The organism is Lacisediminimonas profundi (assembly GCF_008831265.1).
GTDB classification, from domain to species: Bacteria; Pseudomonadota; Gammaproteobacteria; order Burkholderiales; family Burkholderiaceae_D; genus Lacisediminimonas; species Lacisediminimonas profundi.
The window spans coordinates 679424-705412 of the sequence record NZ_VTTH01000001.1; the positions used below are offsets into that span (position 1 = coordinate 679424).

Here is a 25989-nt window from a genome sequence, read left to right on the forward strand (position 1 = left end):
AAGATCAGTCGGCTTTGCTATACTTGATCAAATTGGTAGGGAATTCAGGTTGAATTCGGCCTGAGTTCAAATTCTTAACGGGGTGGCTTGCAATGCGCTTGACAACGAAAGGACGGTTCGCCGTCACCGCCATGATTGACCTGGCGCTACGCCAGGACAAAGGGCCGGTGACGCTTTCCGGCATCAGCCAGCGGCAGGAAATTTCCTTGTCGTACCTGGAACAGCTGTTCGGCAAGCTGCGTCGGCACGAGATCGTCGATTCGGTTCGCGGTCCGGGTGGCGGCTATACGCTGGCGCGGCGGATGGAAGACGTGACGGTGGCGGACATCATCATTGCAGTCGACGAGCCGCTCGATGCAACGCAGTGCGGCGGCAAGGAAAATTGTGGCAGCCATCCGAAAGAACACGGCACGCGTTGCATGACGCATGACCTGTGGGCAACCCTGAACGCCAAGATGGTGGATTACCTGGATTCCGTTTCCTTGCGCGACCTGGTCGAGCAGCAGAAACAAAAGAGCAACGATCAGTCGGTGGTCAAGATGCACCGTCCGAACAACACGGCAGCAGCCTGAATATCGAAGTGGAGTGAAAACAATGAACGCACCCTTGACGCAAAGCCTGCTGGATACCCTGAAGGCTCCGCATTTCCCGGTTTACCTCGACTACTCGGCAACCACGCCGGTCGATCCGCGCGTGGCCGACAAGATGATTCCTTACCTGCGCGAGCAGTTCGGCAATCCGGCATCGCGCAGCCATATGTATGGCTGGACGGCGGAACAAGCGGTCGAGGAAGCGCGCCAGCATGTGGCGGACTTGGTGAATGCCGACCCGCGTGAAATCATCTGGACTTCAGGCGCGACCGAAGGCAACAACCTGGCGCTGAAGGGCGCGGCGCATTTTTACAAGACCCGTGGCAAGCACATCATCACCGTCAAGACCGAGCACAAGGCTGTGCTGGATACGGTGCGTGAACTGGAGCGCCAAGGGTTCGAGGCGACCTACCTGCAACCGCAGGACGACGGCCTGATCACGATCAAGCAGCTGGAAGAAGCCATGCGTCCGGACACGATCCTGGTGTCGGTAATGCTGGTCAACAACGAGATCGGCGTAATCCAGCCGATCGACGAAATCGGCGAACTGTGCCGCAAGAAGGGCATCATTTTCCATTGCGACGCTGCCCAGGCGACCGGCAAGGTGCATATCGACCTGCAAAAGACCAAGGTCGACCTGATGACCTTCACCGCGCACAAGACTTACGGTCCGAAGGGCATCGGCGCGCTGTACGTGCGTCGCAAGCCGCGTGTGCGGATCGAAGCGCAGATGCATGGCGGCGGCCACGAGCGCGGCCTGCGTTCGGGCACGCTGGCAACCCACCAGATCGTCGGCATGGGCGAGGCTTTCCGCCTGGCCCGGCTGGAGATGGATGAAGAGAACAAGCGCATCGCCGCACTGAATGCACGGCTGGCCAAGGGCCTGACCGAGATGGAAGAGGTCTATATCAACGGCGACATGGAACACCGTGTGCCGCACAACCTCAACGTCAGCTTCAATTACGTGGAAGGCGAGTCGCTGATCATGGCGATCAAGGACATTGCGGTTTCGTCCGGATCGGCTTGTACTTCGGCCAGCCTGGAACCATCTTATGTATTGCGGGCGCTTGGCCGCAGTGACGAACTGGCGCACAGCTCGATCCGTTTCACCTTCGGCCGCTTCACCACCGAAGAGGACGTGGATTTCACGATCCGCCTGATCAAGGAAAAGGTCGGCAAGCTGCGCGAACTGTCGCCGCTTTGGGAAATGCACAAGGAAGGCATCGACATCAGCAAGATCCAGTGGGCAGCCCACTAAGGCATACAGGACGTAGCAATGCAGGCGGCATGCCGGGCGGGTTCTCGCAGCGTAACCCGGCTCCGCCGCCAAAATAGCGAAACACCAGATCACAGGAAGACACCATGGCCTATTCAGACAAAGTACTCGACCACTACGAAAATCCCCGCAACGTCGGTTCCTTCCAGAAGGATGACGAAACCGTCGGCACCGGCATGGTCGGCGCGCCGGCTTGCGGCGACGTCATGAAATTGCAGATCAAGGTCGGCGCCGACGGCGTGATCGAGGATGCGAAATTCAAGACCTATGGCTGCGGTTCGGCAATTGCTTCGTCGTCGCTGGTGACCGAATGGGTCAAGGGCAAGACCCTGGACCAGGCCATGGAAATCAAGAACACCCAGATCGCTGAAGAACTGGCGCTGCCACCGGTCAAGATCCACTGCTCGATCCTGGCTGAAGACGCGATCAAGGCGGCGGTGCAGGATTACAAGGCACGGCACGGCGAGACCGCGGCCGCTGGCACCACCCAGGCGGCCTGACCGGGTTAGCGCCTGACTCATTGAACGGCAAACGAACCATGTCAATTTCACTGACCGAAAAAGCAGCCAAGCATGTGACGCGTTACATGGAGCGGCGCGGCAAGGGCGTGGGCCTGCGGCTGGGCGTGCGCACCACCGGCTGCTCGGGCCTGGCTTACAAGCTGGAATATGTGGACGAGGCCAGCGCCGAAGACCAGGTGTTCGAGTCGCATGGCATCAAGGTCTATGTCGACCCGAAGAGCCTGCCCTATGTAGACGGCACCGAACTCGACTTCGCGCGCGAGGGTCTGAACGAAGGCTTCCGCTTCAACAATCCGAACGTCAAGGACGAGTGCGGCTGCGGCGAAAGCTTCCGCATCTGAGACTACGCCCGCACTGACATGCGGGCGTAGTGCGGGCGTCGCGCGTTCCAGGGTCATATGCAAAACCATTTCGAGCTGTTCCATCTTCCCCAGCGTTTCTCGCTCGACCTGCAATCGCTGGACGAGGCGTACCGCGAGGTGCAGAACCAGGTCCACCCGGACAAGTTCGCCACCGCGCCGGATGCGGAGCGGCGGGTCGCCATGCAATGGGCCACCCGCGCCAACGAGGCCTACCTGACCCTGAAAAATCCGTACAAGCGCGCTGCCTATCTGTGCGAGCTGCACGGCGTCGACCTTGAAATCGAATCGAACACGGCAATGCCGCGCGAATTCCTGATCCAGCAAATGGATTGGCGCGAGTCACTGGATGACGCGCGCCAGTCGCGCAATATCGATGCGCTCGAAAACCTGGCAGACGAACTGCAGGCGACCGTCAAGCAGCATCTGGTGCGGGTTGGCGCGCACCTGGAAGCAGACGACTATGATGCAGCTGCGCAAGGTGTGCGCCAGCTGATGTTCCTTGAAAAATTCGGCAGTGAGGTCGCTCGTGTGGTCGACAGCCTGGCGGACTGACCTGACGACCTATGGCACTACTGCAAATTTCCGAACCCGGCATGTCCACGGCTCCGCACCAGCGGCGGCTGGCGGTCGGCATTGACCTTGGCACCACCAATTCGCTGGTGGCGACGGTGCGCAACAGCATCCCTGAAGTGCTGGACGACGAGGACGGCCATCCGATGTTGCCGTCCGTGGTGCGCTACCTGCCCGACGGCAACGCGCACATTGGCTACAAGGCCATGTCCGCGCAGACTACCGATCCGCGCAACACGGTGGTGTCGGTCAAGCGCTTCATGGGACGCGGGCTGAAGGACATCGCCCACGCCGAGAACCTTCCCTACGATTTCGTCGATGCGCCCGGCATGGTCCAGGTGCGCACGGTTGCGGGGGTAAAGAGCCCGGTCGAAATCTCGGCCCAGATACTGGCCTCGCTGCGCCAGCGCGCAGAGGATGCGCTGGGTGACGATATCGTCGGCGCGGTGATCACCGTGCCGGCATATTTTGACGATGCGCAGCGGCAGGCAACCAAGGATGCGGCCCAGCTGGCTGGCCTGAACGTATTGCGCTTGCTGAACGAGCCGACCGCGGCCGCCATTGCCTATGGACTGGACCAGGAACCGGAAGGCGTGTTCGCCATCTTCGATCTCGGTGGCGGCACTTTCGATATTTCCATCCTGCGGCTGACCCGCGGCGTGTTCGAAGTGCTCGCAACCGGCGGCGATTCGGCGCTGGGCGGCGACGATTTCGACCATCGCCTGTTTTGCTGGATCATCGAGCAAGCCAACCTGGCGCCGCTGTCGGATGAAGATACCCGGCTGCTGATGGTGAAGGCGCGCGAGGCCAAGGAACTGCTGTCGACAATGGCGGAAACGCATATCGACGCCGCCCTCGGATCGGGCGAGGAAGTGCACCTGGCGATTTCGGCGCAGACCTTTGTCCAGATCACCCAGCACCTGATCGCCAAGACCATGACGCCAACGCGCCGCGCGCTGCGCGATGCCGGCCTGACGGCCGACGATATCGACGGCGTGGTGCTGGTCGGCGGCGCAACCCGCATGCCCCAGCTGCGCCGCGCGGTGGCCGAATTTTTCGGGAAGACGCCGCTGGCCAATATCGATCCCGACAAGGTGGTCGCCTTGGGCGCTGCAATCCAGGCCAACCTACTGGCGGGCAATCGTGCTCCCGGCGACGACTGGCTGCTGCTGGACGTGATTCCGCTGTCGCTGGGTATCGAGACCATGGGCGGACTGGTCGAGAAAGTCATTCCGCGCAATTCCACGATTCCGTGCGCGCGGGCGCAGGAATTCACCACGTTCAAGGATGGCCAGACGGCGATGGCGATCCATGTGGTGCAGGGCGAGCGCGAACTGGTCACCGACTGCCGTTCGCTGGCCCGTTTCGAGTTGCGCGGCATTCCGCCGATGGCGGCGGGCGCTGCCCGCATCAAGGTCACCTATCAGGTCGACGCCGATGGCCTGCTGTCGGTGTCGGCCCGCGAACTGCATTCCGGCGTCGAGTCGTCGATCGTGGTCAAGCCCTCGTATGGCTTGAGCGACGACCAGGTGGCGCAGATGCTGCAGGATTCATTCAAGTCGGCCGATATCGACATGAAGCTGCGCGCCTTGCGTGAAGAACAGGTCGATGCCGAGCGCATCGTGCTGGCCACGCAATCGGCGCTCGATGCCGATGCCAGCCTGCTCAGCGAAGAAGAGCGGCAGGCAGTCGAGCAGCTGATTGCCGACGTCCGTGCGAAGGTGGCCGGTGACGATCACCTGGCGATCAAGGCAGCGGTGGATGCGCTGGCACATGGCACTGAGGAATTCGCCGCGCGCCGGATGGACCGCAGCGTGCGCCGCGCCTTGACCGGCAAGAAGCTGGACGAACTGGCTTAGGCGAGCCGACCGGCAGGGCGCTTGGCGCCAGGCGGTCAGGCTGTCACGCCGGCTACATTACAACCCCCGAATCCAAAAGGAAGATCGTGCCGCAAATCGTCGTACTCCCCCACGCCACCCTCTGCCCCGAAGGCGCTGTCCTTGAAGCGCCAGCCGGCCGCTCGGTGTGCGACGTCCTGCTGGACAACGACATCGAGATCGAGCACGCCTGCGAAAAATCCTGCGCCTGCACCACCTGCCACATCGTCGTGCGCGAAGGTTTCGATTCGCTCAACGAGCAGCTCGAAAAGGAAGAAGACCTGCTCGATATGGCCTGGGGACTGGAATCGACCTCCCGCCTGTCATGCCAGGCCCTGGTCGGTGAAGAAGACCTGGTGATCGAGATACCGAAGTACACGATCAACCACGCCCGCGAAAACGGCTGAGGAGAGCAGTGATGAGATGGACCGATGTGACGCAAATCGCGGAAGACCTGAACGACAAATATCCGGATGTAGACCCGAAGACGGTGCGCTTTGTCGACCTGCACAACTGGGTGCTCGGGCTGGATGGCTTCGACGATGACCCCACCCGCGGCGGCGAGCGGGTACTGGAAGCGATACAGGCGGCGTGGATAGAAGAGGGCGACGCGGACGCGTAAGGGGCGGTTTGGCGCGTGGAGCTGAGCACGCCGGGAAGGCTCCCTACGCCGCACGCCAAGAATGCTCCCTCCCCTTGAAAGGGAGCGAGCTATCGTAGCGAGTTTCCGCTACCTCGAAATCGATTCCCAACACTCCCCCAGACTATTAACGTACGTCTCCTGATTTTTCGACTATGTTGAACTGGGTCAGGTCCCTGCCCTGCTGATCCCGCGGCCACCGGCGTTATCGTTCCCTGACACCCACCGCACCGTCAGGGAGGCAGCCATGCCAGACAAGAACGCCCGGTTCAAGCCCATCATCTATGTCCGCGGCTACGCGATGAGCGCAGCCGAGATCGACGATACCACCGCCGACCCCTTCTGCGGCTTCAACCTCGGTTCCACCGTCTATCGCGCCGTGCCGGAGCGGGACCGGCCGCCCCGCAAGTACATCTTCGAATCGCCGCTGCTCAGGCTGGTCTCCGACTTCGGCTACCAGGATGTGTACGAGGACGGCTACGACATCATGGACCCCGAATGGGCGGAAAATGCCGATAACCGGATCGCGCGCCGCTCGATCATCATCTTCCGCTACTACGATGAAGCATCGCGCTTGCTCGGTACCGGCGAACTGCCGCCAATCGAACTTTTCGCCACGCAGCTCGGCAAGCTGATCCTGCGCGTTCGCGACCTGGCCTGTGCCAATCCGGACAACAAGCTGACTCCTGACACCTTCCGTTGCTATCTGGTGGCCCATTCGATGGGCGGCCTGGTGTGTCGCGCTTTCCTGCAAAATCCGCAACTCGACACCGGCAACGCCCACCAACTGGTCGACAAGTTCTTCAGTTACGCCACGCCGCACAACGGTATCGACGTCGCCGGCATCAATGTCCCCGGCTGGCTTGCCAGGGCCGACATCAACAACTTCAACCGTGACAAGATGGCTCGGTACCTGAATGTCGAACGTGCCTGGTCGGGAACTGGCCGGGTCGACTGGATTTCTGAAGACCGCTTTCCACCTGAGCGCGTGTTCTGCATGGTGGGCTCCAATCGGCTCGATTACGAAGTCGCGTTCGGCTTGGCGCGCACCTTTGTCGGCCATGGCAGCGATGGCCTGGTGCGGATAGAGAACGCCACCTTGCATGGTTGGAGCGAGACGCAGGGCAAGGGCGTGCCGTGCGCAAAGGCTTATGCATATCGCGCGCATTCCGGCTATTTCGGGATCGTCAACAGTGAAGAGGCCTATCAGAACCTGACGCGCTTCCTGTTTGGCGACGTGCGGGTAGACCTGTGGCTGGATGTGCAGCAGATCCGCCTGCCGGATGCGGTCGAGCAGCAGGAGAAGCAGGGGCAAGAGATCAATGCGCTGTATCAGTTCGAGGTGATGGCCTCGCCGCGCGGCAAGCTGTGGTACCTGACCCGCCGCACGGCCGAGGAGGACTCGGTCGCCTGCCTGATGCACAAGGCATGGATGACCGATCGCGCCAACAATCAGTCGCTGTTCGTGTCATCGGTGTTCCTGGCCAATAGCGCGCGGGTCAATCCGAAGCGCCGCTCGCTGGCCTACAGCATGACGCTGGGCGTGCGCGTGCCTGACTACGAGATTGACCGCAAGCTGTGGATCAACGAGCACTATGAGGGCGGGTACCTGTTCCGCGATTCGCTGGTGATCGAACTGGTGCCGCCGCGCAATGCCGGCGAGGCGTGGCGGGTGAAGTATGCGTGGCAGGGCAGCGGGGTGAGCGTGGCCGATACCGAGGTCGAGGCAGTGGTGCTGGACAAGGGCAGGGTAGAAGTATCGATTCCGTTCGGGACCGATGCCGCGCCCGGGATCAAGGGCGCGGTGAGGCTGATCGCTTCGGGGTGGAATGTGGGCGCGGACGATTGATGCCGGTCCCGGAGATCGAATGAAAAAGGGCCGCCAGCATCATGCTTGGCGGCCCTTCATCTCAACTGCTCAGGGAGTGGTATCAGGCGCCAGCCTGCAGATAACCATCGACCACTCGTACCCGGTCGCCTGCATTCCAGTTCGGCTGGCTGTTGTACGGGAAGGTGCGTACCTGGCCATCTTCCATCCGCACGCGAACCTGGTAGGTAGTGGTCGTGCGGGTGCGCTTTTCGACCTCGTTGCCGGCATAGCCACCGCCGACAGCGCCGGCAATCGTGGCCAGCGTGCGGCCGTTGCCGCCACCGACCTGGTTACCGAGCAGGCCGCCCAGCACTGCGCCGCCGACTACGCCGACACCCGAGGGTGCGGCAGGCTGGCTGGCAATTGCCCGCACCGATTCGACCCGGCCGCATTCATGGCAAACCGGCGCCTGGGCTATCTGCTGCGGCGGCGGCGCATATACCTGCGCGGGAGCAGGATTGGTCACGGCCGGATACGAGGAAGGAGCAGGCGGCGGTGCGTAAACCTGCGGGCTGTGCTGGGTATTGCTCGTCACTGGCCGCGGCCTGGCGATCTGTTTCGGGGCCGGCTTGGCTGGCTCGTTGTCCTGGGCCATCGCGTACTTGCTGTCAACGGCTGCGCTTGCGGCGCGTGAAGCGGCGTTGGTGGCCACAGTCGACGGTTCCGGCACCGGGGCGGCGGACAGCGCAGCCACTGGCGCGGCGGACGGGGCCGATGTGCCATGTGAATTGGGCAGCACGCCAGTAATTGCAGCGACACCAACCAGGCTCACCAGGATCACCGATACCGCAGCGGTGGCAACCAGGGGATGTATGCGTTTGGAAGTTGTTTCCATTTTTGTTCTCCAGAGTAGGACACGGGGTTACCGCTGATGCAATTATGGGAGGCGGAGAGCGCGGGAAACAGGGGGCAATTGTTTAAGCTGTAAGTGGGTGTAACGCGGATCTGGCCGATCCATCCTTTGCCTTGTATCAGGTCAAATGTCAGCTCGCGGCATTGGAGCCAGAGTGGCGGGATCATGGCGGTTGCCCTTCTGCAGAATCCGTGGTTTGGTGGTTTGGCGGCTGTTTGGCTTGCGGTTCGTTTGGCTGGGTTTGATGGCTGTCGTTGTGAAGCCGGGAGACACCCCGGCGGGTGTGTTTCTTTCTTTTGGAAAAAGAAAGAAACCAAAGAAAAGAAGGTCAACACCCACTTGGCCAACGCCCGCTTCGATAGGCAACCAGACTCGGATGTCTGGGCTAATCCAGTGCGACGTTCGCGAGAGATGATCCCTCGCCTGTGTGCCGCTTACCTAATCAGCCAACCCCATGAAGTGTCTTATACCGATGCCCGGCGCACCGTTGACTCTTAATGTTTTTCGAAGCTTCAAACCGGCGACGGAGGGGATCTGTTCAGGAACAGCAGAGAACAGCAGAAAGTCCCCTGCGATCCCCACTCCCGCTGACAATCGGGCCTCAAGCGCCAATTAGCGGCTTCGAAAATAATTGAGAGTCAACGAGCGGTGGTGTGCGGTCGGCGGCATTGAAGCGGGTTGGCTGATCCCGGTCAGAGGCGAACGTGTGGCAGGACCTTCCTCGCGAACGTCGCACTGGGTTAGCCCAGACATTCGAGTCTGGTTGACTATCGGAGCGGGCGTTGGCCAAGTGGGTTTTGACGGTGGATTTCTTTGGTGACTTTCTTTTCCAAAAGAAAGTTACACACCCGCCGGGGTGTCTCCCGGCTTCACAACGACAACCACCAAACCCAGCCACACGCCCCGCAAGCCAACGAGCTCCGAAACCACCAAACCAACAAACAGCCGCAAAACCGCCAAACCCCCGATATGGGTAAGGATCAGGATTATTACGGGATTGCCTGTGCAGGCCCCGGCACGGAAAGACAGTGCCGGTCACGGTCGGAGCGAGAGGACAGGTTACGCTGTGGACTACACCGCGTAACCCGCCATCCCCAAATGCCTAGTCTTCCCGACGCAAATGCGGGAACAGGATCACATCCCGGATGTTCGGGGAGTCGGTGATCAGCATCATCAAGCGGTCGATGCCGATGCCGCAACCGCCGGTCGGGGGCATGCCGAATTCCAGCGCGCGGATGTAGTCGGCGTCGTAATACATCGCCTCCTCATCCCCCGCATCCTTGGCCGCAACCTGCGCCTGGAAGCGTGCTGCCTGGTCTTCCGGATCGTTCAGCTCCGAGAAACCGTTGGCGATCTCGCGGCCTGTGATGAACAGCTCGAAACGTTCGGTAATGCCGGGCACCGTGTCCGACGCGCGCGCCAAGGGCGAGACTTCGACCGGGTAGTCGATGATGTAGGTCGGCTCCCACAGCTGCGCTTCCGCTGTTTCTTCGAACAGTGACAACTGCAGCGCGCCGACACCGGAGATGATGTGCGGCTCGACGCCGAATTTCTTCAGCTCCGTGCGCAGGAATTCACCGTCATGCAACTGCTCGTTGGTGTAGTGCGGCGCGAACTTGTTGATCGCCTCGACGATGGTCATCCGGTGGAACGGCTTGGACAGGTCGAGCGGCCGGCCCTGGTAGGTCAGGTCGGCGGTACCATGCGCGTCGATCGCGGCCTGGCGGATCACGGCTTCGGTGAAGTCCATCAGCCACTTGTAATCGACGTAGGCGGCGTAGAACTCCATCATCGTGAATTCCGGATTGTGGCGCGGCGACACGCCTTCATTGCGGAAGTTGCGATTGACTTCGAACACGCGCTCGAAACCGCCGACCACCAGGCGCTTCAGGTACAGCTCGGGCGCGATGCGCAGGAACATTTCCATGTCGAGCGCATTGTGGTGGGTGATGAAAGGCTTGGCCGCGGCGCCGCCGGGGATGGCGTGCAGCATCGGCGTCTCGACTTCCATGAAGCCGTTGTCGGACATGAACTTGCGGATCGACGACATGCCGGCGGTGCGCGCGCGGAAGGTGCGGCGCGTCTCTTCGCTCATGATCAGGTCGACATAGCGCTGGCGATAGCGGGTTTCCTGGTCGGCCAGGCCGTGGAACTTGTCCGGCAGCGGACGCAGCGACTTGGTCAGCAGGCGCAGCTTGGTGACCTTGATCGACAGCTCGTTGGTCTTGGTCTTGAACAGGGTGCCTTCGGCGCCGAGTATGTCGCCCATGTCGTAGTGCTTGAACGCCTCGTGCGCGGCTTCGCCGGTCAGCTCGTTGGTGATATAGAGCTGGATGCGGCCCTCGGCATTCAGGCCGGAATTGTCCTGGATGGTGGCGAACGAGGCCTTGCCCATCACGCGTTTCAACATCATGCGGCCGGCAACCACGACATGCACCTTCTCGGCTTCCAGCGCCTCGCGCTCGGCCGGGCCGTATTGCTCTTGCAGTGCCACTGCCTTGTGCTGCGGACGGAAATCGTTCGGAAAGGCGATGCCCTGCTGGCGCAACGCGCTCAGCTTGGCGCGGCGTTCGGCGATGATCGTGTTTTCGTCTTTTTCATCCGTCACGGCGGAGTATTTGTCGGTCATCATTTTTTAAACGCCTTGTTTCAGTGAAGCGGCGATGAAATCATCGAGGTCGCCATCCAGGACCGACTTGGTGTTGCCGGTCTCGAAGTTGGTGCGCAGATCCTTGATCCGCGACTGGTCCAGCACGTAGGAGCGGATCTGGTGGCCCCAGCCGACGTCGGTCTTGCTGTCTTCCAGCTTCTGCTGCTCGGCCATGCGGTTGCGCAACTCGAGTTCGTACAGGCGCGACTTCAGCATTTCCCATGCTTCGGCGCGGTTGCGGTGCTGGCTGCGGTCGTTCTGGCACTGCACCACGATGCCGCTGGGCGCATGCGTCAGGCGCACTGCGGAGTCGGTCTTGTTGATGTGCTGGCCGCCGGCGCCCGAGGCGCGGTAGGTGTCGACCCGGACATCGGCTGGATTGACCTCGATGTCGATCGACTCATCCACTTCCGGATAAACGAACACGCTGGCGAACGAGGTATGGCGGCCGCCGGCCGAGTCGAACGGCGACTTGCGCACCAGGCGGTGCACGCCGGTCTCGGTCCGCAGGAAGCCGTAGGCGTAGTCGCCTTCGACCTTCAGCGTTGCGGTCTTGATGCCGGCCACCTCGCCGTCGGATTGTTCGAGTATCTCGACCTTCCAGCCCTTGCGCTCGCAATAGCGCAGGTACTGGCGCAGCAGCATCGAAGCCCAGTCCTGGGCTTCGGTGCCGCCGGCGCCGGCCTGGATGTCGACGAAGCAATTGTTCGGGTCCATCGGATTGTTGAACATCCGGCGGAATTCCAGGCCGCCGACCAGCTTGCCGAGTTCTGCGGCATCCTGTTCGATCGACTCCAGGGTTTCATCGTCCTGTTCCTCGCGCGCCATGGCGAACAGGTCGGAAGCGTCGCGCAGGCCGGATTCGGCCTTCTGCAGCGCCTCCACGATGGCTTCGAGGGATTTCTTTTCGCGGCCCAGTTCGAGCGCCCGCTTCTGGTCGTTCCAGACGGTGGGGTCTTCGAGTTCCTGGCTTACTTGTTCGAGTTTCTCCAACTTCACAGCGAAGTCAAAGATACCTCCGAAGTTCAGCTTCCCGGGTGGTAAGGTCCGCCAGCAGGGCGGAGAGGGAATTCAGGCGTTCAGCTTCCATGGTCGGCTCGGTTGAATCAAACCCGACATTATAGCGTGGGCGGCGGGTTGCGGCCTATGGACTTCCACGTGCTCGACCGTCATGCTTGCCTGGCCGGCATCTCAAGGCCTGGTGAACCAGCACCGCAAAGATGAATGCGGCAATGCTTGGAATGGCGAACAGGACTGGATGCGAGCCAGGTCCGAAGTTCAGTGCGGCCGCCGACAGCAACAGCATCAATACCAGCGGATTCAGTGCCGCCATGAAGCGCGGAAAGCTGGTCGGGTGACTGTGAACCGCAAGGGCGAACATGCCGGACATTGCCGTCACCCCCAGCAGAAGCATCGCGACCAGGATTGTCGGCGCCCCGGGTCCGCTGAGCAAGCAGCTCGAAAATATTTCCGTGCTGCCGGCGGCCACGCAAGCGAGAACGGTCGATGCCGTTTGTGCATGTGCCGCCGTTGCCGCGAAGCTTGTTGCGACCGCCGTCGCCACATAGGGTGCAGCAAGCGGCGAGGCGCGCAGGCCGCAGGCAACAGCGACCGCGCCACCAAGCATGTAGATGGGAATCGCACAGATGCCGAGCCAGTAGCCGGTCGTCAATATGAAGGCGGGTATGGCGGCCAGGAACGTGACGCTAGGGTTGTTGCTGTATCCGTATAGCAGCAGGCAGATGTCGGCCACGATACCCAGGGCGGCGGCGAAGATGGTCACGGCGGCAATGCGCCTGATCGTGCGTTGACTCATGTAAAAGCGCTGTTTCGCCATCATTCGTCATCATTCCTTCCGGGCCAACAGGTAGCAGCAGTTGCCGGATACACTTTCATAATCAATCGCAAACCCAGCCATGGCCAGGCGAAGCCGGATATCGTCCCTGTGGAATGGTGTCACGAGAATTCCTTTACGAATTCCCCACTGATTTATCCGGTCGGCAATTGCCCTTGATATCCGGCGGCCGGTCGGGAACAGCAAGGCGTTTGCCGCCAGCGATCCACCGGGCTTGAGCACCCGGTGAGCCTCTGCCAGGCAGCGGTCGACATCGGACAAGCAATGAATTGCATTGGCAATGCTGATGGTGTCGAATGTCGCGTCAGGAAACTGCAGCCTGCCGGCATCGCCTCGCAGGAAGCGCCATTCAGGTAGCTTGGCAAAGCGCTGCACTGCGCCGGCCAGCATCGATTCGGCGTAGTCAATGCCGATCCCACTTGCCTGCGGCATGCGATGGAGGCGGCGCCAGTGCAACTGCAGCATCAGCAAGGTGCCGCTACCGCATGCCAGTTCCAGGTGTTCTTTCCCGATATTCGACGCAAAGAATCGCACCATGCGATTGAGGCCAGTCCGATAGGAAAAGGTGAGGATGAAAAAGCCGCGCAGGTCATACCACCAGGGCTCGGATCGGTAGGCGATCGCAATTTCTTCCGGGGACTTGGTCATGGATTGGCCTCTTCGACTGATTTCGACGAGAAGCGCCTGTGCAGGATCGCGATTTTCAGGCGCTGCAAGGGATTGGCATTACCCCACGGCAGCCAACTCCGCACCATGCGGAGCCGGTAGGCATCAAAGTGAACGCCGTGCGGTGCGCAGCGGATTTTGCCGCGGCCCAGAAGTATCTTCAGCGCCTGGCTGGCCGCGACACCGGCGCAAAGGTAGCAGGCCATTGGCGTGGACGGCCCGGCTCCACGCTGGAAGTCCACGCGAGAGGGATCGACCAGGTAATTGATCCGCAGGGTCGGCGCAAATCCGACCAGGAAACGCACGGCCCGCTCCGCATCGCTGCACCGGGCCCAGCGGAAGTATTCTTCAAAGCTCATCTTTCCGGGCATGAACGACAGGCACGAGACGCCCATGCCCAGCGGCGCAGCGGTCACTGCCGGTACCCCCAACCGACTGCAGGCAGCAAAAGTCGCTGAGCGAATGTCGAAGGCGAAATAGTCGAGCCCGTCAACGTACAAATCTGCACCAGCCAGGAATTGGTCGAGATTTGCCGGCGTCAGGCCGCCGGCAAAGACCTCTATCCGGGCATCGGGATTCACGTCTTTCGCCATTTGCGCCATGACCTCGACCTTGGCCGCACCCAGGGTCGACATCGCCGCGCCGGCCTGGCGGTTGAAGTTGGGCATTTCAAAATGATCGAGGTCGGCAATCCGGAAGCGGCCTATGCCCAGCCGGGCCAGTGCAAGCAGATGGTGGCCACCTACGCCTCCCATGCCGCCCAGGGCGACAGTCTTGCCGCGCAAGGCATGCTGTTCCTCTTGCGTCACCCAGCCGAGGTTGCGGGCAAATGCCTGGTCATAATCGAAGGTGGGGGCGCTCAACTCAATGCTCCCCGGAATGCGCCAAGTTATTCTCATCGAGGTGCGCGGTCGTGCAGTCTTGTGCTACAGGAGGCTGGCTTGCGCTTGCCAGGGCCTGGCGCAAGCCCTGGCGGATTTCTTCCAGGCGGGGGCGGGGCACGAAATACCGTGACAGGAATTTCCAGGCAATCGTCGTCATGTCATCGCTATCCGGATTGGTGGCATGGGCCAGGTCCTGGCACCTGACGGACAACAGGACGGATGCGGTATTGACCCGCTCACACCTGCGCTCGGGACCGTTACGCTTCCATCCGAGGCCGGTCCAGACCAGCGCATGGCGGGGGGTGACCTCCATGACCAGTTGCGGCTTCCAGGCGTGGAGCGGATCGATATCCGCAATCAACACGGGCCGGGGGTCCAGGAATTCCTGGCACAGCATGGCCAGGAAATTGAGCATGACGGCCTGTACCTTTCGGCTTGCACCGGATGCCAGGTCTGGTTCGATCGCGAATCGGCCCAACTCGATGATCGATGCTCCGCGAGCACGCAATGCCTCCAGCTCGGCGCCGTAACTGCGATCGGCAAGCACGCCCGCCCTGGTTTCGAGCCGGATGCTGTAGGTGCCGAGCAAATAGTCGTTACGGTGGAACAGGAAGGTCAGCAACTCGGGCTGCGGCGCTTCGCCTCTGATGTCGTGCTGCATGAAAGCGGTGTCATAGCCAAGCTTTTCATAAGCAAACTTGGTCAGGTATGCGGCCTTCCTGCGGCTTGCCGTGTCAGTCGCAAACGAAACCCGGACAGTCCCGTCGGACCGGGGACTGTTGCCATTAACCGGGATTTCCTGGATTGGCCGCACGGCGAAATCAAGAGCGCCAGTCCAGTCAAATATTGCAGGATTCCATGCAGGGAAAATCGCCGTATTCATTCATTTCTCCAAGGCCCTATTGAAAGCCTTGCGCGGCAACACTGATCGGCCAATCAGTTGCCTGCAAGCCCACTGTTGCTCCTGGCGCCGGGTTCGCAGCACCGGGCGATGCGGACCGGTGCTGCGCTACGGCAGGAGCGCCCATAGGCGTACTAAGTGACCGTTTAGCGAGCGGTGTTCAATCAATTAGAAATGTTATTGTTATGGCATGCCCGGCGCTGGAGCGCGCCGATCGCCGGCGCCGGAGCGCGCCGATCGCCGGCGCCGGCCAGTCAAGGGCTGGTGCCAGCCATTGCGGCTGGCAGAACCGGGTGTGGGGGACGATCAGGCTGGAGCGGTAGCAGACTAGACAGCTTCCGCGTGCTCCACCATCAACTGCACCGTCGTATTGCCGTTGTACTCGTTCGCATCCAGCCGGAACGCCACGCGCGCCCGGCCTGGCAGGGCGTCAACATGGTTGAACCAGATCGCATCCAGCCGCCGGCCGTTCTTTTGCAGCACCAGCTTCAGGTGCCTGTCCTTCAGCACCCGCTGGTTCAGCACCTGGAATTCGTCGCAGAACAGCGGCGCGGCGAAGCCCTGGCCCCAAACCTGGGTTTCCAGCAGGCTGATGAATTGGGTCGTGTAGCAAGCGTCTTCCAGCGGGCCGTCGGTTTCGACGGTGCGTTCCAGTTGCGCCGAAGTCAGCCATTCGCTGCCGACGTCCTCGAAGGCCTGGCTGAAGCCTTCGAACGATTCGGCCCGGATGGTCAGGCCGGCAGCCATCGCATGGCCGCCGAAACGCAGGATCATGTCGGGGGCCCGCTTGGACACCAGGTCCAGCGCATCGCGCAAATGAAAGCCGCCGATCGAGCGGCCCGACCCCTTGATCAGGCCATCGCCACCGGGCGCGAAGGTGATCGTGGGCCGGTAGAACTTGTCCTTCAGGCGCGAGGCGACGATGCCGATCACGCCCTGGTGCCAGCTGGCGTCGAACATGCAGATGGTATGGCGGGATTGCGGCGAGACGCTGTCCAGCGCGAGCAGGGCGGCGTCCTGCATGTCGGATTCGATTGCGCGCCGCTCGCGATTGATGGCGTCGAGCTGCTGCGCGATGGCGAAGGCCTGGTCAGGGTCGTCGGTGAGCAGGCAGGTGATGCCGAGCGACATGTCGGCCAGCCGTCCGGCCGCGTTCAGGCGCGGACCGACCGCGAAGCCGAGGTCGAAGGGGGTGGCGCGCATCGGCTCGCGGCCGGCGACCCGGAACAGCGCGGACAGGCCGGCATGCATGCGGCCGGCGCGAATCCGCTTCAGTCCTTGAGCGACCAGCACCCGGTTGTTGGCGTCCAGCCGCACCACGTCCGCTACCGTGCCCAGCGCGACCAGGTCGAGCAGGGCATCCAGCCGCGGCTGGTTCTCGGCCGTGTAGACGCCGCGGCGGCGCAGTTCCGCCCGTAGCGCCAGCAGCACGTAGAACATCACGCCAACGCCCGCCAGGTTCTTGCTCGGGAAGCCGCAGTCGGGCTGGTTGGGGTTGACGATCACGCGCGCGCGCGGCAGGCGCTCGGCCGGCAGGTGATGGTCGGTGACCACGACTTCGATGCCGCGCCGGTTCGCTTCGTCCACGCCTTCAATACTGGCAATGCCGTTGTCGACCGTGACGATGATGTCGGGTGCGCACTGCGTGGCAGTGAGTTCGACGATTTCCGGCGTCAGGCCATAGCCGTATTCGAAGCGGTTGGGCACGATGTAATCGACGTTCGCACCCATCATGCGCAGGCCGCGCAGCGCCACCGCGCAGGCGGTGGCGCCATCGCAGTCATAGTCGGCGACCACGGTCATTTTCTTGCCGGCGGCGATCGAATCGGCCAGGAAGACAGCGGCGGCTTCGGTATGCAGCATGCCGGACGGCGGCGCCAGCGACTTCAGTTCGCTGGCCAGTTCGGCCGGATTGGTCAAGCCGCGGGCGGCGAATATGCGCGCCAGCACCGGGTGGATGCCGCTTTGCCGCAGCATCTCGGCGTTGCGAATTGAATAAGGACGGGTGGCGATATGGGTCATCAGTGGCATTTTACCCGCGCCCCGGCCCCGACCAACCGGCTGAAGCTATCGCGTCGCGTACTGCGCCGCCCCGAAAAGTATGTCCTTGGCCTTGCTGTCATGCAGCGGCTTGCGGCGGTCGGCCAGCACCTGTACGGCCCGCACGACAGCCGGACGCGCGGCAATCTCGTCGAACCAGCGCTTCGCATTCGGAAAATCGGCCCAGTCGATACCCTGGTTCTGCCATGAGCGCAGCCACGGGAAAGTGGCGATGTCGGCAATCGTGTACTCGTTGCCGGCCAGGTACGCGGTCTTGCCCAGTTGCTTGTCGATCACGCCATACAAGCGCTTCGCTTCATTCGTGTAGCGGTTGTAGGCGTACTCGATCTTCTCCGGCGCGTAGATGCGGAAATGATGCGCCTGCCCCAGCATCGGTCCGACGCCGCCCATCTGGAACATCAGCCACTGCAAGGTATTGTATTTCTCGCGGTCGGTGTTGCCGAGGAAGCGCCCGGTCTTGCCGGCCAGGTAGAGCAGGATCGCGCCGGATTCAAACAATGAAATCGGCTGGCCGTCCGGACCGTCCGAGTCGACCATGGCCGGGATCTTGTTGTTGGGCGAGATCGCCAGGAATTCCGGCTTGAACTGGTCACCGGCCCCGATGTCGACGGCGTGTACCCGCCACGGCAGGCCGCATTCCTCCAGCATGATGTGGACCTTGTGACCGTTCGGTGTGGGCCAGGAATAGACATCGATCATTGCAAATCTCCGCGATGGATTGTGGGCAAGGAATGAAGCGTACGCGAATTTTTGCTGCGCTGCAGGAGGCGGATGGGACGCGATGCTGCCGCCACGTCGGGCGGCAGCATGCGGGGGTGGGGCAGGAGCAGAGTCAGGGGCCTGGTCAGGAGCGCGTGATCGGCAATCCCAGGTCTTCGCCCGGCAGCGCAACGTGGCGCGCCAGTTCCAGCTTGGCGATCGCATTGCGATGCACCTCGTCCGGACCGTCCGCCAAACGCAGCGTGCGGTTGTGCGCCCACAGTGCCGCCAGCGGCGTGACGTCGGAGACGCCGGCGCCGCCGTGGGCCTGGATCGCCATGTCGAGCACGTTCTGCGCGACATTGGGCGCCAGCACTTTGATCATGGCGATCTCGGCCTTGGCGTATTTGTTGCCGACCGTGTCCATCATGTAGGCCGCCTTCAGCGTCAGCAGGCGCGCGGTGTCGATCTGGATGCGGGCGTCGGCGATGCGCTCGCGCCATACGCCCTGTTCCGAAATCTTGCGGCCGAACGCGACCCGGCTGTTGAGCCGCTTGCACATCAGTTCCAGCGCCCGCTCCGCCACGCCGATGGCGCGCATGCAGTGGTGGATGCGGCCCGGTCCCAGGCGGCCCTGGGCGATCTCGAAACCGCGGCCTTCACCTAGCAGGATGTTGGAAGCGGGTACGCGCACGTCCTTGAATTCAATTTCGCAATGGCCGTGCGGGGCGTCGTCGTATCCGAACACGGGCAACGGGCGCTTGATATTGAGGCCCGGGGTGCCGGCCGGCACCAGGATCATCGACTGCTGCGAGTGACGCGGCGCATCCGGATCGGTCTTGCCCATCAGGATGAAGATCTTGCAGCGCGGGTCGCCGGCGCCGGAAATCCACCATTTGAAGCCGTTGATCACGTAGTCGTCGCCCTGGCGCACGATGCGGGTCTCGATGTTGGTGGCGTCGGACGAGGCCACCGCCGGCTCGGTCATCGCGAACGCGGAGCGGATCTCGCCGCGCAACAGCGGCTCCAGCCATTGCCGCTTGTGTTCCTCGCTGCCGTAGCGCTCGATGGTTTCCATGTTGCCGGTGTCCGGTGCGGCGCAGTTGAACACTTCCGGCGCCCAGGAGACCCGGCCCATGATCTCGCACAGCGGCGCGTAGTCCAGGTTGGACAGGCCTTCCGGCGCGCGCGGCGAGCGCGGCAGGAACAGGTTCCACAAGCCTTGCTCGCGTGCTTTCGGCTTCAGGTCTTCGATCAGCCGGGTCGGCAGCCAGCGGTTGCCTTGTTCGCGGCCGTTGCGGTCGATCTCTTCCTTGTAGGCCTTCTCGTTGGGGTAGATGTGCTGGTCCATGAAACGCAGCAGCTTTTCCTGCAGGCCCTTGCAGCGGTCGGAATATTCGAAGTCCATGCTATCTCCTGATGTGTCCTTGTTTGATCTGGTCCGGCATTCAGTCGGTCAGCTTGCGGCCGCAGGCATAGCTCCAGCCCATTTCCGCCATCGGCCGCGCCGCGCTTCCGGCGCGCAGCGCCTGCTCGCTCGCGGCGGTGCCGTCGGTGTAGCGTTTCATGATGCCTTGCAGGATGCCGCCCATGCGGAACATGTTGTAGGCAAGATAGAAGTTGAAATCTTCCATGCGCACGGCGCGGCCGGTGCGCTCGCTGTACTTGGCGATGTACTCCTGCTCGCTCGGTATGCCCAGCGCCGGCAGGTCGAGTCCGCCGATGCCGCGGAACTGGCCGGGGGCGATGTGCCAGCTCATGCAGTGATAGGAAAAATCTGCCAGCGGATGGCCCAGCGTCGACAGTTCCCAGTCCAGCACCGCCAGGATGCGCGGCTCGGTCGGATGGAAGATCATGTTGTCGAGCCGGTAGTCGCCGTGCACGATGGTGGTCTCGTCGCCGGGCGGAATGTTCTTCGGCAGCCATTCGATCAAGTTGTCCATCGCCTCGATCTTCTCGGTTTCGGAGGCGCGGTACTGCCTGGTCCAGCGGTCGATCTGGCGCGCAAAGTAATTGCCGGGCTTGCCATAGTCGGACAGGCCGATTGCGTTGTAGTCGATGGTGTGAAGCAGGGAAATGACGCGGTTCATCTCGTCGTAATGCGCCGCGCGTTCTTCCCTGCTCATGCCGGGAAGCGACTGGTCCCACAGGACCCGGCCGGCGACGAATTCCATCACGTAAAAGGCGCGGCCGATCACGGATTCGTCGGTGCACAGCGCGTGCTGGCGGGGCGCGGGAAAGCCGGCTTTGTTCAGTGCGTCCATCACGCGGAATTCGCGCTCGATCGCGTGGGCGGAGGGCAGCAGCTTGGCCGCCGGCGCTGGCTTGCTGCGCATGACATAGGTCTTGCCACCGGCGGTGAGCTTGAAGGTGGGATTGGACTGGCCGCCCTTGAATTGCTCGACGGCGAGCGCGCCGGAGAAGCCTTCGACATGCTGCTTCAGGTAGTCTTCGAGAACCCTGGCGTCGAACTGATAGCGTTCCGAAACGGGCTTGGTACCCATGAACTCTTCAAACATTGTCGTCTGTCTCCTTGTCAGGCCTGGATCGGCCTGCTGGTTCTCTGTTTTCGCCTGATTCTACACGACGAAATGTACGGTCGTGCTATTTTTGCGCCCGGCCAGGCTGGCCGGCCAGCTCATGGCTGGCGTGATTTCCGGTATTGGGCGAGATAGGTCTCCATCGTCGTGCTGCGGTGGTCGTCCTGCAATGCGGACAGCGGCGAATAGTTGGAAATGCGCACGATCCAGTCATCGGCATCTTCGCCGACGTCCATCACGTTGATGCAGCCGGCGGTTTGGGCCAGGCTGCCGAGGAACAGCCGTTGTCCGGTCAGCGCGTAGGACATGATGGCGCGATTGACGCCGCCATGCATCACCATCAGCACCGTGTCCCAACCGGGGTCGGCACGCAGGCGGTCGATTTCGGGATGGACGCGGTCCAGCAGTTCGCCGATGGTTTCGCCGCCGAGGAATTGCTTGTGCTCTGGCACCAGTCCTTCGAATGCGCCGGTGAATGCGTCCTTCAGGTCGGCATCGGCAATGTCCGACAGCTTGCCGCCGCGGATTTCCTGCATTTGCGGCCATGCTTCGATCTCGATCAGCTGGCCGGTTTCCTGTAGCACGCCGGCCGCGGTTTCCACAGTGCGCGGCAGGCCGGACACGATCACCCGATCGAATTGCACGCCGGCATCCGCGAACACGCGTCCCGCGGCGCTCGCCTGTTCGCGTCCCAGTGCATCCAGCGGCACATCTTCGGGAGAGAATGGCCTGCCCTTGTCGTCAAAGTAGCAGACGCTGCCATGCCGCATCAGGTAGATGCGGCGCCGATTGTTCTCTGTCTTCTCGGTCATTTGTATTGGGGTTTGCGTTTTTCGAGGAAGGCGGTGATGCCCTCCTTGCCGTCGGCGTGACGCTGGCATGCGATGAAGCTGTCCTTCTCGGCTTCGAGTTGCTGCTCCAGCGGATTGGTCTGCGCCTCCCGTATCAGGGTCTTGATGCGCTCGACCGCATTCGGTGACAGCCGGGCCAGTTCCTCTGCCCATGCCAGCGCAGCGTCCAGTGCTGTGCCGTCTGGCACCACCCGGTTGACGATGCCCAGTTCGTTCAGGCGCGCACCCAGTATCGGCTTGCCCTCCATCAGCAGTTCGGTCGCCAGCTGGCGTGGCAGCGAGCGGGTCAGGAACCATGATCCGCCGCCATCGGGCGTCAGGCCGATCCGTCCGTAAGACATGATGAATTTCGCGCTGGATCCGGCGACGATGAAATCGCAGGCCAGCGCCAGCGAAAAGCCGGCTCCGGCTGCGGCGCCATCGACAGCCGCGATCACGGGCTTGGGGCAGTCGCGCAGCGCATTCACCCATGAAGCCAGGCCGTCGAGCGTTGCGACTTGCACGCCAGGGTCCTTGCTGCGGTTCTCCAGCAGCCGGTTCAGGTTGCCGCCGGCACAGAAAAAATTGTCGGCGCCGGTGAGTATCACTGCGCGAATCGAGGTGTCGCGTTCGGCAGTGGTCAGCGTCTCGACTGCAGCGGCATACATGTCGGGGTGCAGGGCATTGAGCGCGCCGGGATTGGAGAGAGTGAGGATCAGCGTGGAATCGCGTCGTGAGGCTTTGAGTTCGGCGGACATGAATTGCTCAGGTAGGTTGCGGAAATCTGGATGGGGGAAATGATAGCCGAATAAGGGAGGGAAAATCACACCGGCGTCCGGCATGTAGTGCGGCATGAAGTGCAGCAGGGAGTGCAGCAGGGAGTGCGGCAGGGGGATTTTCGGGTAGAGTTCGAAAACCCCGCGCGCCCGGTGCGCCGCTCAAAATCAATCAACAGGCAACAGGAGACATGCATGCTCAAGCTTTGCGGATTCCCGGTCAGTAACTACTACAACAAGGTCAAGCTGGTCTTGCTGGAAAAGGACATCCCTTTCGAAGAACACACGGTCACGCCCGGCCGCTCGCCGGACTTGCTGGCAAAGTCCCCGCTGGGCAAGGTGCCATTCCTTGAAACCGGGGAGGGCGTCCTGATCGAATCGCAGGTGCAGGTCGAATATCTCGAAGACGCCTATCCGCAAAAACCGCTGATGCCGGCCGATCCGTTCAAGGCGGCCAAGGTGCGCGAGTTGATCACCTTCATGGAACTGCATCTGGAACTGGTGGCGCGCGAGGTGTACATGCTGGCGTTCTTCGGTGGCACGGTGTCGGACGAGATGAAAATCCGCACCGAGAAACTGTTGCAGCGGAATGTGGAGGCATTCAAGCGGATGGTGAAGTTCGATCCATACATTCTCGGCGACGAATTCACGCTGGCCGATGTCGCGGCCCTGGTGCACCTGCCGTTGGTGGGGATGGCCAGCAAGATCGTTTATGGCGAGGATGTACTGGCTGACCTGCCGATCCGGGATTACACGAAGATGCTGGGTCAGCGGGCCTCGGTGCAGAAGGTGACTGCGGACCGGAAGGCTTATCAAGAGTCGGTGAAGAAGTAGGGCGGGGATTTACCCTGGGCACGCCATGAATGCTCCCTCCCCTTGAAAGGGAGGGAGCGTCAATGGCGTGCCCAGGGCCACGCCATGAACCGGGATATCGCTTGATTCAAAGCCTCGCCAGTCGCTCCAGCGCCAAGCTCAGCGTCTCATCCTTCTTCGCAAAACAAAATCTCACCACCCCCGACTCCCGCGGCGTGTCATAGAACGCTGACACCGGGATCGCCGCCACGCCGATTTCCGAGGTCAGCCACATGGCGAACTCTGCCTCCGACTGGCCGGAAATCTTCGTGTAATCGACGCACTGGAAATACGTGCCATCCGACGGCAGCATCCTGAAGCGGGTGTTCTTCAATCCGTCGCGGAACAGGTCGCGTTTCTTCTGATAGAACGCCGGCAGTTCCAGATACGGCCGCGGATTCGCCATGTAGGCTGCAATCGCATGCTGCACCGGCGTGTTGACCGTGAAGACGTTGAACTGATGTACCTTGCGGAATTCTGCCGACAGCATTGCCGGCGCGGCGACATAGCCGATCTTCCACCCGGTCACGTGGTAGGTCTTGCCGAAACTGGAAACGACGAAGGTACGTGCCGCCAGTTCAGGAATCCGGCATAGCGATTCATGCTGCAGGCCGTCGTACACCATGTGCTCGTATACCTCATCCGACAGGATCAGGATCTGCGTGCCGCGCACGATGTCGGCCAGCGCCGCCGTGTCTTCCGGGCGCAATACCGAACCGGTGGGATTGTGCGGCGAATTCAGCATGATCAGCCGCGTCTTCGGCGACACCGCGGCGGCGACCTTGTCCCATGGGACTGCATAGCCGCGCTCGGTCAGGCTCATCTGCACGAACACCGGCTTGCCGCCGGCGAGCTCGATCGCCGGCACGTAGCTGTCGTAGGCAGGTTCGATCACGATTACTTCATCGCCCGGATGCACGCAGCACAGGACCGTGGTCAGGATCGCCTGGGTCGCACCAGCGGTGACCGTGATCTCGGTCGCCGGGTCGTAGGTCGCGCCATACAGCTTGCCGATCTTGCTGGCGATGGCGTCCCGCAGTGCCGGCACGCCGGCCATCGGTGGATACTGGTTCAGCCCGGCCTTCATCGCGGCAGTCACCGCGTCCGGCAGCGTCGGGTCGCATTCGAAATCAGGGAATCCCTGGCCGAGGTTGACTGCGCCTTTTTCGGTGGCGAGCGCCGACATGACGGTGAAGATGGTCGTGCCCACGCGCGGCAGCCGCGATTGAAGCGGCGCCAGCGCCGGAATTGTCTGGGATAGTGGAACCGCTTGCTTGTTCATGCGCGTGGTGGTGGGTGCGGGGAAGGAGGGTGCATTCTAAAGCGGGCTTGTTTTCCCTGCAATGCGCGACTGGCCAGCCTCGGCCCTGGCGGCTACCCGGCCTGAGAGGTGGACGAAGCAGAAACAAACGCGTCCTGCCACACTTGCGGGGTCACGATTGCATACAGGCCGCGCCGCCGCATCTGTCGCGCCAGCTTTAGTAACGCCTTGTCTTTCGTGATCAGCGCCGATGCGCCGGCATCGCGCGCCAGTTCGAGGAATTTCTGGTCGTCGGTGTCCTTGCATGACGGCAGCGCCAGCGCTACCGGATCGCCTTCCCACATCCGCACCAGCCGGGTGAAACGGTCATGCGCAATGGCGCGGCTGTCCTGGTCCAGCGGCAGATGCGGATAGTCCAGCACGATGCGCCACTCGCAGGAACAATCGGCCCGCGTCCAGGCCTCGATGCTGCCGTCCTCCAGCGCAGCCAGCAAGGGCTGCCAGCGCGGATCATTGAACACGAACAGGTCGAGCAATACGTTGGTATCGATGACGACGCGATTCTGTATCATGGGCAACATTGAATGCTCCATTTCTCCTGCCCACATGCTGATTGTCCTTTCACCTGCAAAAACACTCGATTACGACTCGCCCGTACCAACCGAAGCGCATACCCGACCCGACTTCATGGACCGCTCCGCGGAACTGATAGAGGTGCTGCGCAGCTTGTCGCCGCAGCAGGTTGGCAGCCTGATGAGCATCTCCGATCCGCTGGCAGCGCTCAATGCCCACCGCTATGCGCGCTGGTCGCCGCGCTTGACCAGCGCCAATTCGCGCCAGGCAGTGTTCGCTTTCAACGGCGACGTCTATGAAGGCCTCGACGCCCGCTCGCTGACGCCGGCCCAGGTCGGATGGGCACAGGACCACCTCCGGATTTTATCCGGACTGTACGGGGTGCTGCGTCCGCTGGACCGCATGCAGCCGTACCGGCTGGAAATGGGAACCCGCCTGGCGAACCCGCATGGACGCGACCTGTATGCGTTCTGGGGGGAGCAGGTGACGCGCGCGCTGGCGGCGCAGCTGAAGGCGCAAAAAGCCCCGGCATTGCTCAATCTGGCGTCCGAAGAATACTTCAAGGTGGTCAAGCCGGCGCTGCTGCCGGTGCCGGTGATCTCGCCGGTTTTCCAGGACTGGAAGGGTGGCAGGTACAAGATCATCTCCTTCTACGCCAAGCGCGCGCGCGGTTTGATGGCGCGTTATGCGGCAGAGAACAACATTACCGAGCCGGGGAAGCTGAAGGAGTTCGACAGCGAAGGTTATGCTTTCGACGAGAGCGCATCCGGCGAAAGGGAGTGGGTGTTCCGGCGGCGGGTGGAGCAGTGAACGAGGGGGCGGCAGGCCGGTGTGGCGGCCCGGTGCGCGGCCCGGTTCGCCCGCCTCACTGGAGACAGCAAA

General features: G+C 62.1%; 26 protein-coding genes. 11 read left to right on the plus strand and 15 right to left on the minus strand.

The window, feature by feature from the left end; translation table 11 throughout:
* Positions 1-92 precede the first annotated feature (92 nt).
* The 9 genes from iscR (at position 93) to FVE66_RS03060 (ending at position 7685) form a co-directional block, all read left to right on the plus strand.
* The gene (iscR, locus tag FVE66_RS03020) at positions 93-572 is read left to right on the plus strand and encodes a Fe-S cluster assembly transcriptional regulator IscR (RefSeq protein WP_151445890.1); all 480 of its coding nucleotides are present in this window, start codon (positions 93-95) and stop codon (positions 570-572) included.
* A gap of 22 nt (positions 573-594) precedes the next feature.
* On the plus strand, positions 595-1848 hold the full coding sequence (locus FVE66_RS03025; protein WP_151445891.1) for an IscS subfamily cysteine desulfurase: 1254 nt from the start codon (positions 595-597) through the stop codon (positions 1846-1848).
* Between the two features lie 104 nt (positions 1849-1952).
* On the plus strand, positions 1953-2366 hold the full coding sequence (iscU, locus tag FVE66_RS03030; RefSeq protein ID WP_151445892.1) for a Fe-S cluster assembly scaffold IscU: 414 nt from the start codon (positions 1953-1955) through the stop codon (positions 2364-2366).
* 38 nt (positions 2367-2404) lie between these two features.
* Entirely contained in the window at positions 2405-2728 is a 324-nt protein-coding gene (gene iscA / locus FVE66_RS03035; RefSeq protein WP_151445893.1) for an iron-sulfur cluster assembly protein IscA, read from the plus strand.
* Positions 2729-2785: 57 nt separating this feature from the next.
* Entirely contained in the window at positions 2786-3301 is a 516-nt protein-coding gene (hscB, locus tag FVE66_RS03040) for a Fe-S protein assembly co-chaperone HscB (protein ID WP_151445894.1), read from the plus strand.
* An 11-nt stretch (positions 3302-3312) separates the two neighbouring features.
* The gene (gene hscA, locus FVE66_RS03045) at positions 3313-5178 is read left to right on the plus strand and encodes a Fe-S protein assembly chaperone HscA (protein WP_151445895.1); all 1866 of its coding nucleotides are present in this window, start codon (positions 3313-3315) and stop codon (positions 5176-5178) included.
* 86 nt (positions 5179-5264) lie between these two features.
* A complete protein-coding gene (fdx, locus tag FVE66_RS03050; protein WP_151445896.1) occupies positions 5265-5603 on the plus strand; it encodes an ISC system 2Fe-2S type ferredoxin in 339 nt (112 codons plus the stop codon).
* Positions 5604-5614: 11 nt separating this feature from the next.
* A complete protein-coding gene (gene iscX, locus FVE66_RS03055) occupies positions 5615-5818 on the plus strand; it encodes a Fe-S cluster assembly protein IscX (RefSeq protein WP_151445897.1) in 204 nt (67 codons plus the stop codon).
* Between the two features lie 265 nt (positions 5819-6083).
* Positions 6084-7685 (plus strand): esterase/lipase family protein, encoded by a 1602-nt coding sequence (locus FVE66_RS03060; RefSeq protein WP_151445898.1) that lies wholly within the window; start codon positions 6084-6086, stop codon positions 7683-7685.
* An 82-nt stretch (positions 7686-7767) separates the two neighbouring features.
* Here FVE66_RS03060 and FVE66_RS03065 read toward each other — a convergent pair whose 3' ends face one another.
* The 13 genes from FVE66_RS03065 to FVE66_RS03125 all read right to left on the minus strand — a co-directional run bounded on the left by FVE66_RS03065 (position 7768) and on the right by FVE66_RS03125 (position 22403).
* Positions 7768-8541 carry a glycine zipper 2TM domain-containing protein gene (locus FVE66_RS03065; RefSeq protein ID WP_151445899.1) on the minus strand — a complete coding sequence of 258 codons (774 nt, stop codon included), beginning with the start codon at positions 8539-8541 and terminating at the stop codon, positions 7768-7770.
* 1120 nt (positions 8542-9661) lie between these two features.
* On the minus strand, positions 9662-11191 hold the full coding sequence (gene lysS, locus FVE66_RS03070) for a lysine--tRNA ligase (protein ID WP_194164344.1): 1530 nt from the start codon (positions 11189-11191) through the stop codon (positions 9662-9664).
* A gap of 3 nt (positions 11192-11194) precedes the next feature.
* A protein-coding gene (prfB, locus tag FVE66_RS03075) for a peptide chain release factor 2 (RefSeq protein ID WP_151445900.1) occupies positions 11195-12299 on the minus strand; the annotation gives its coding sequence in 2 pieces (ribosomal slippage) (positions 11195-12217 and positions 12219-12299; 1104 coding nt in all).
* A 54-nt stretch (positions 12300-12353) separates the two neighbouring features.
* Complete coding sequence (locus FVE66_RS03080) at positions 12354-13049, minus strand: hypothetical protein (protein WP_151445901.1); 696 nt, start codon at positions 13047-13049, stop codon at positions 12354-12356.
* A gap of 6 nt (positions 13050-13055) precedes the next feature.
* Complete coding sequence (locus FVE66_RS03085; RefSeq protein WP_151445902.1) at positions 13056-13712, minus strand: class I SAM-dependent methyltransferase; 657 nt, start codon at positions 13710-13712, stop codon at positions 13056-13058.
* A complete protein-coding gene (locus FVE66_RS03090; protein WP_241672986.1) occupies positions 13709-14593 on the minus strand; it encodes a ThiF family adenylyltransferase in 885 nt (294 codons plus the stop codon). Before FVE66_RS03090 ends, FVE66_RS03085 begins: the two co-directional genes overlap by 4 nt.
* Before the next feature lies 1 nt (position 14594).
* Positions 14595-15497 (minus strand): N-acyl amino acid synthase FeeM domain-containing protein, encoded by a 903-nt coding sequence (locus tag FVE66_RS03095; RefSeq protein ID WP_151445904.1) that lies wholly within the window; start codon positions 15495-15497, stop codon positions 14595-14597.
* 345 nt (positions 15498-15842) lie between these two features.
* Positions 15843-17537, minus strand: coding sequence for a single-stranded-DNA-specific exonuclease RecJ (recJ, locus tag FVE66_RS03100; RefSeq protein ID WP_151446392.1), 1695 nt, complete (start codon positions 17535-17537; stop codon positions 15843-15845).
* 45 nt (positions 17538-17582) lie between these two features.
* On the minus strand, positions 17583-18275 hold the full coding sequence (locus FVE66_RS03105; RefSeq protein ID WP_151445905.1) for a glutathione binding-like protein: 693 nt from the start codon (positions 18273-18275) through the stop codon (positions 17583-17585).
* A 145-nt stretch (positions 18276-18420) separates the two neighbouring features.
* The gene (locus FVE66_RS03110) at positions 18421-19683 is read right to left on the minus strand and encodes an acyl-CoA dehydrogenase family protein (protein WP_151445906.1); all 1263 of its coding nucleotides are present in this window, start codon (positions 19681-19683) and stop codon (positions 18421-18423) included.
* A gap of 40 nt (positions 19684-19723) precedes the next feature.
* On the minus strand, positions 19724-20794 hold the full coding sequence (locus FVE66_RS03115; RefSeq protein WP_151445907.1) for a phosphotransferase family protein: 1071 nt from the start codon (positions 20792-20794) through the stop codon (positions 19724-19726).
* 119 nt (positions 20795-20913) lie between these two features.
* Complete coding sequence (locus FVE66_RS03120) at positions 20914-21627, minus strand: histidine phosphatase family protein (RefSeq protein WP_241672987.1); 714 nt, start codon at positions 21625-21627, stop codon at positions 20914-20916.
* Positions 21624-22403: an oxepin-CoA hydrolase, alternative type gene (locus FVE66_RS03125; protein WP_151445908.1), complete on the minus strand. Its 780-nt coding sequence runs from the start codon at positions 22401-22403 to the stop codon at positions 21624-21626. The genes FVE66_RS03120 and FVE66_RS03125 overlap by 4 nt, the downstream gene beginning before the upstream one ends.
* Before the next feature lie 213 nt (positions 22404-22616).
* Here FVE66_RS03125 and FVE66_RS03130 point away from each other — a divergent pair, with 213 nt between their 5' ends.
* The gene (locus FVE66_RS03130) at positions 22617-23255 is read left to right on the plus strand and encodes a glutathione S-transferase family protein (protein ID WP_151445909.1); all 639 of its coding nucleotides are present in this window, start codon (positions 22617-22619) and stop codon (positions 23253-23255) included.
* A 106-nt stretch (positions 23256-23361) separates the two neighbouring features.
* Here FVE66_RS03130 and FVE66_RS03135 read toward each other — a convergent pair whose 3' ends face one another.
* Entirely contained in the window at positions 23362-24555 is a 1194-nt protein-coding gene (locus FVE66_RS03135; RefSeq protein WP_151445910.1) for a pyridoxal phosphate-dependent aminotransferase, read from the minus strand.
* 92 nt (positions 24556-24647) lie between these two features.
* Positions 24648-25115 carry a putative toxin-antitoxin system toxin component, PIN family gene (locus tag FVE66_RS03140; RefSeq protein WP_151445911.1) on the minus strand — a complete coding sequence of 156 codons (468 nt, stop codon included), beginning with the start codon at positions 25113-25115 and terminating at the stop codon, positions 24648-24650.
* Positions 25116-25140: 25 nt separating this feature from the next.
* On the opposite strand from FVE66_RS03140, the gene yaaA reads away from it, so the two are divergent.
* On the plus strand, positions 25141-25917 hold the full coding sequence (gene yaaA / locus FVE66_RS03145; RefSeq protein ID WP_151446394.1) for a peroxide stress protein YaaA: 777 nt from the start codon (positions 25141-25143) through the stop codon (positions 25915-25917).
* The last annotated feature ends 72 nt before the right edge of the window (positions 25918-25989 follow it).

Excerpts from the sequence above, each read along its gene's own strand:
- iscR (WP_151445890.1), top strand. The coding sequence starts at position 93 with ATGCGCTTGACAACGAAAGGACGGTTCGCCGTCACCGCCATGATTGAC.
- FVE66_RS03025 (WP_151445891.1), top strand. The coding sequence starts at position 595 with ATGAACGCACCCTTGACGCAAAGCCTGCTGGATACCCTGAAGGCTCCG.
- iscU (WP_151445892.1), top strand. The coding sequence starts at position 1,953 with ATGGCCTATTCAGACAAAGTACTCGACCACTACGAAAATCCCCGCAAC.
- iscA (WP_151445893.1), top strand. The coding sequence starts at position 2,405 with ATGTCAATTTCACTGACCGAAAAAGCAGCCAAGCATGTGACGCGTTAC.
- hscB (WP_151445894.1), top strand. The coding sequence starts at position 2,786 with ATGCAAAACCATTTCGAGCTGTTCCATCTTCCCCAGCGTTTCTCGCTC.
- hscA (WP_151445895.1), top strand. The coding sequence starts at position 3,313 with ATGGCACTACTGCAAATTTCCGAACCCGGCATGTCCACGGCTCCGCAC.
- iscX (WP_151445897.1), top strand. The coding sequence starts at position 5,615 with ATGAGATGGACCGATGTGACGCAAATCGCGGAAGACCTGAACGACAAA.
- FVE66_RS03060 (WP_151445898.1), top strand. The coding sequence starts at position 6,084 with ATGCCAGACAAGAACGCCCGGTTCAAGCCCATCATCTATGTCCGCGGC.
- FVE66_RS03065 (WP_151445899.1), bottom strand. The coding sequence starts at position 8,541 with ATGGAAACAACTTCCAAACGCATACATCCCCTGGTTGCCACCGCTGCG.
- lysS (WP_194164344.1), bottom strand. The coding sequence starts at position 11,191 with ATGATGACCGACAAATACTCCGCCGTGACGGATGAAAAAGACGAAAAC.
- FVE66_RS03080 (WP_151445901.1), bottom strand. The coding sequence starts at position 13,049 with ATGATGGCGAAACAGCGCTTTTACATGAGTCAACGCACGATCAGGCGC.
- FVE66_RS03085 (WP_151445902.1), bottom strand. The coding sequence starts at position 13,712 with ATGACCAAGTCCCCGGAAGAAATTGCGATCGCCTACCGATCCGAGCCC.
- FVE66_RS03095 (WP_151445904.1), bottom strand. The coding sequence starts at position 15,497 with ATGAATACGGCGATTTTCCCTGCATGGAATCCTGCAATATTTGACTGG.
- recJ (WP_151446392.1), bottom strand. The coding sequence starts at position 17,537 with ATGACCCATATCGCCACCCGTCCTTATTCAATTCGCAACGCCGAGATG.
- FVE66_RS03105 (WP_151445905.1), bottom strand. The coding sequence starts at position 18,275 with ATGATCGATGTCTATTCCTGGCCCACACCGAACGGTCACAAGGTCCAC.
- FVE66_RS03110 (WP_151445906.1), bottom strand. The coding sequence starts at position 19,683 with ATGGACTTCGAATATTCCGACCGCTGCAAGGGCCTGCAGGAAAAGCTG.
- FVE66_RS03115 (WP_151445907.1), bottom strand. The coding sequence starts at position 20,794 with ATGTTTGAAGAGTTCATGGGTACCAAGCCCGTTTCGGAACGCTATCAG.
- FVE66_RS03120 (WP_241672987.1), bottom strand. The coding sequence starts at position 21,627 with ATGACCGAGAAGACAGAGAACAATCGGCGCCGCATCTACCTGATGCGG.
- FVE66_RS03125 (WP_151445908.1), bottom strand. The coding sequence starts at position 22,403 with ATGTCCGCCGAACTCAAAGCCTCACGACGCGATTCCACGCTGATCCTC.
- FVE66_RS03130 (WP_151445909.1), top strand. The coding sequence starts at position 22,617 with ATGCTCAAGCTTTGCGGATTCCCGGTCAGTAACTACTACAACAAGGTC.
- FVE66_RS03135 (WP_151445910.1), bottom strand. The coding sequence starts at position 24,555 with ATGAACAAGCAAGCGGTTCCACTATCCCAGACAATTCCGGCGCTGGCG.
- FVE66_RS03140 (WP_151445911.1), bottom strand. The coding sequence starts at position 25,115 with ATGTTGCCCATGATACAGAATCGCGTCGTCATCGATACCAACGTATTG.
- yaaA (WP_151446394.1), top strand. The coding sequence starts at position 25,141 with ATGCTGATTGTCCTTTCACCTGCAAAAACACTCGATTACGACTCGCCC.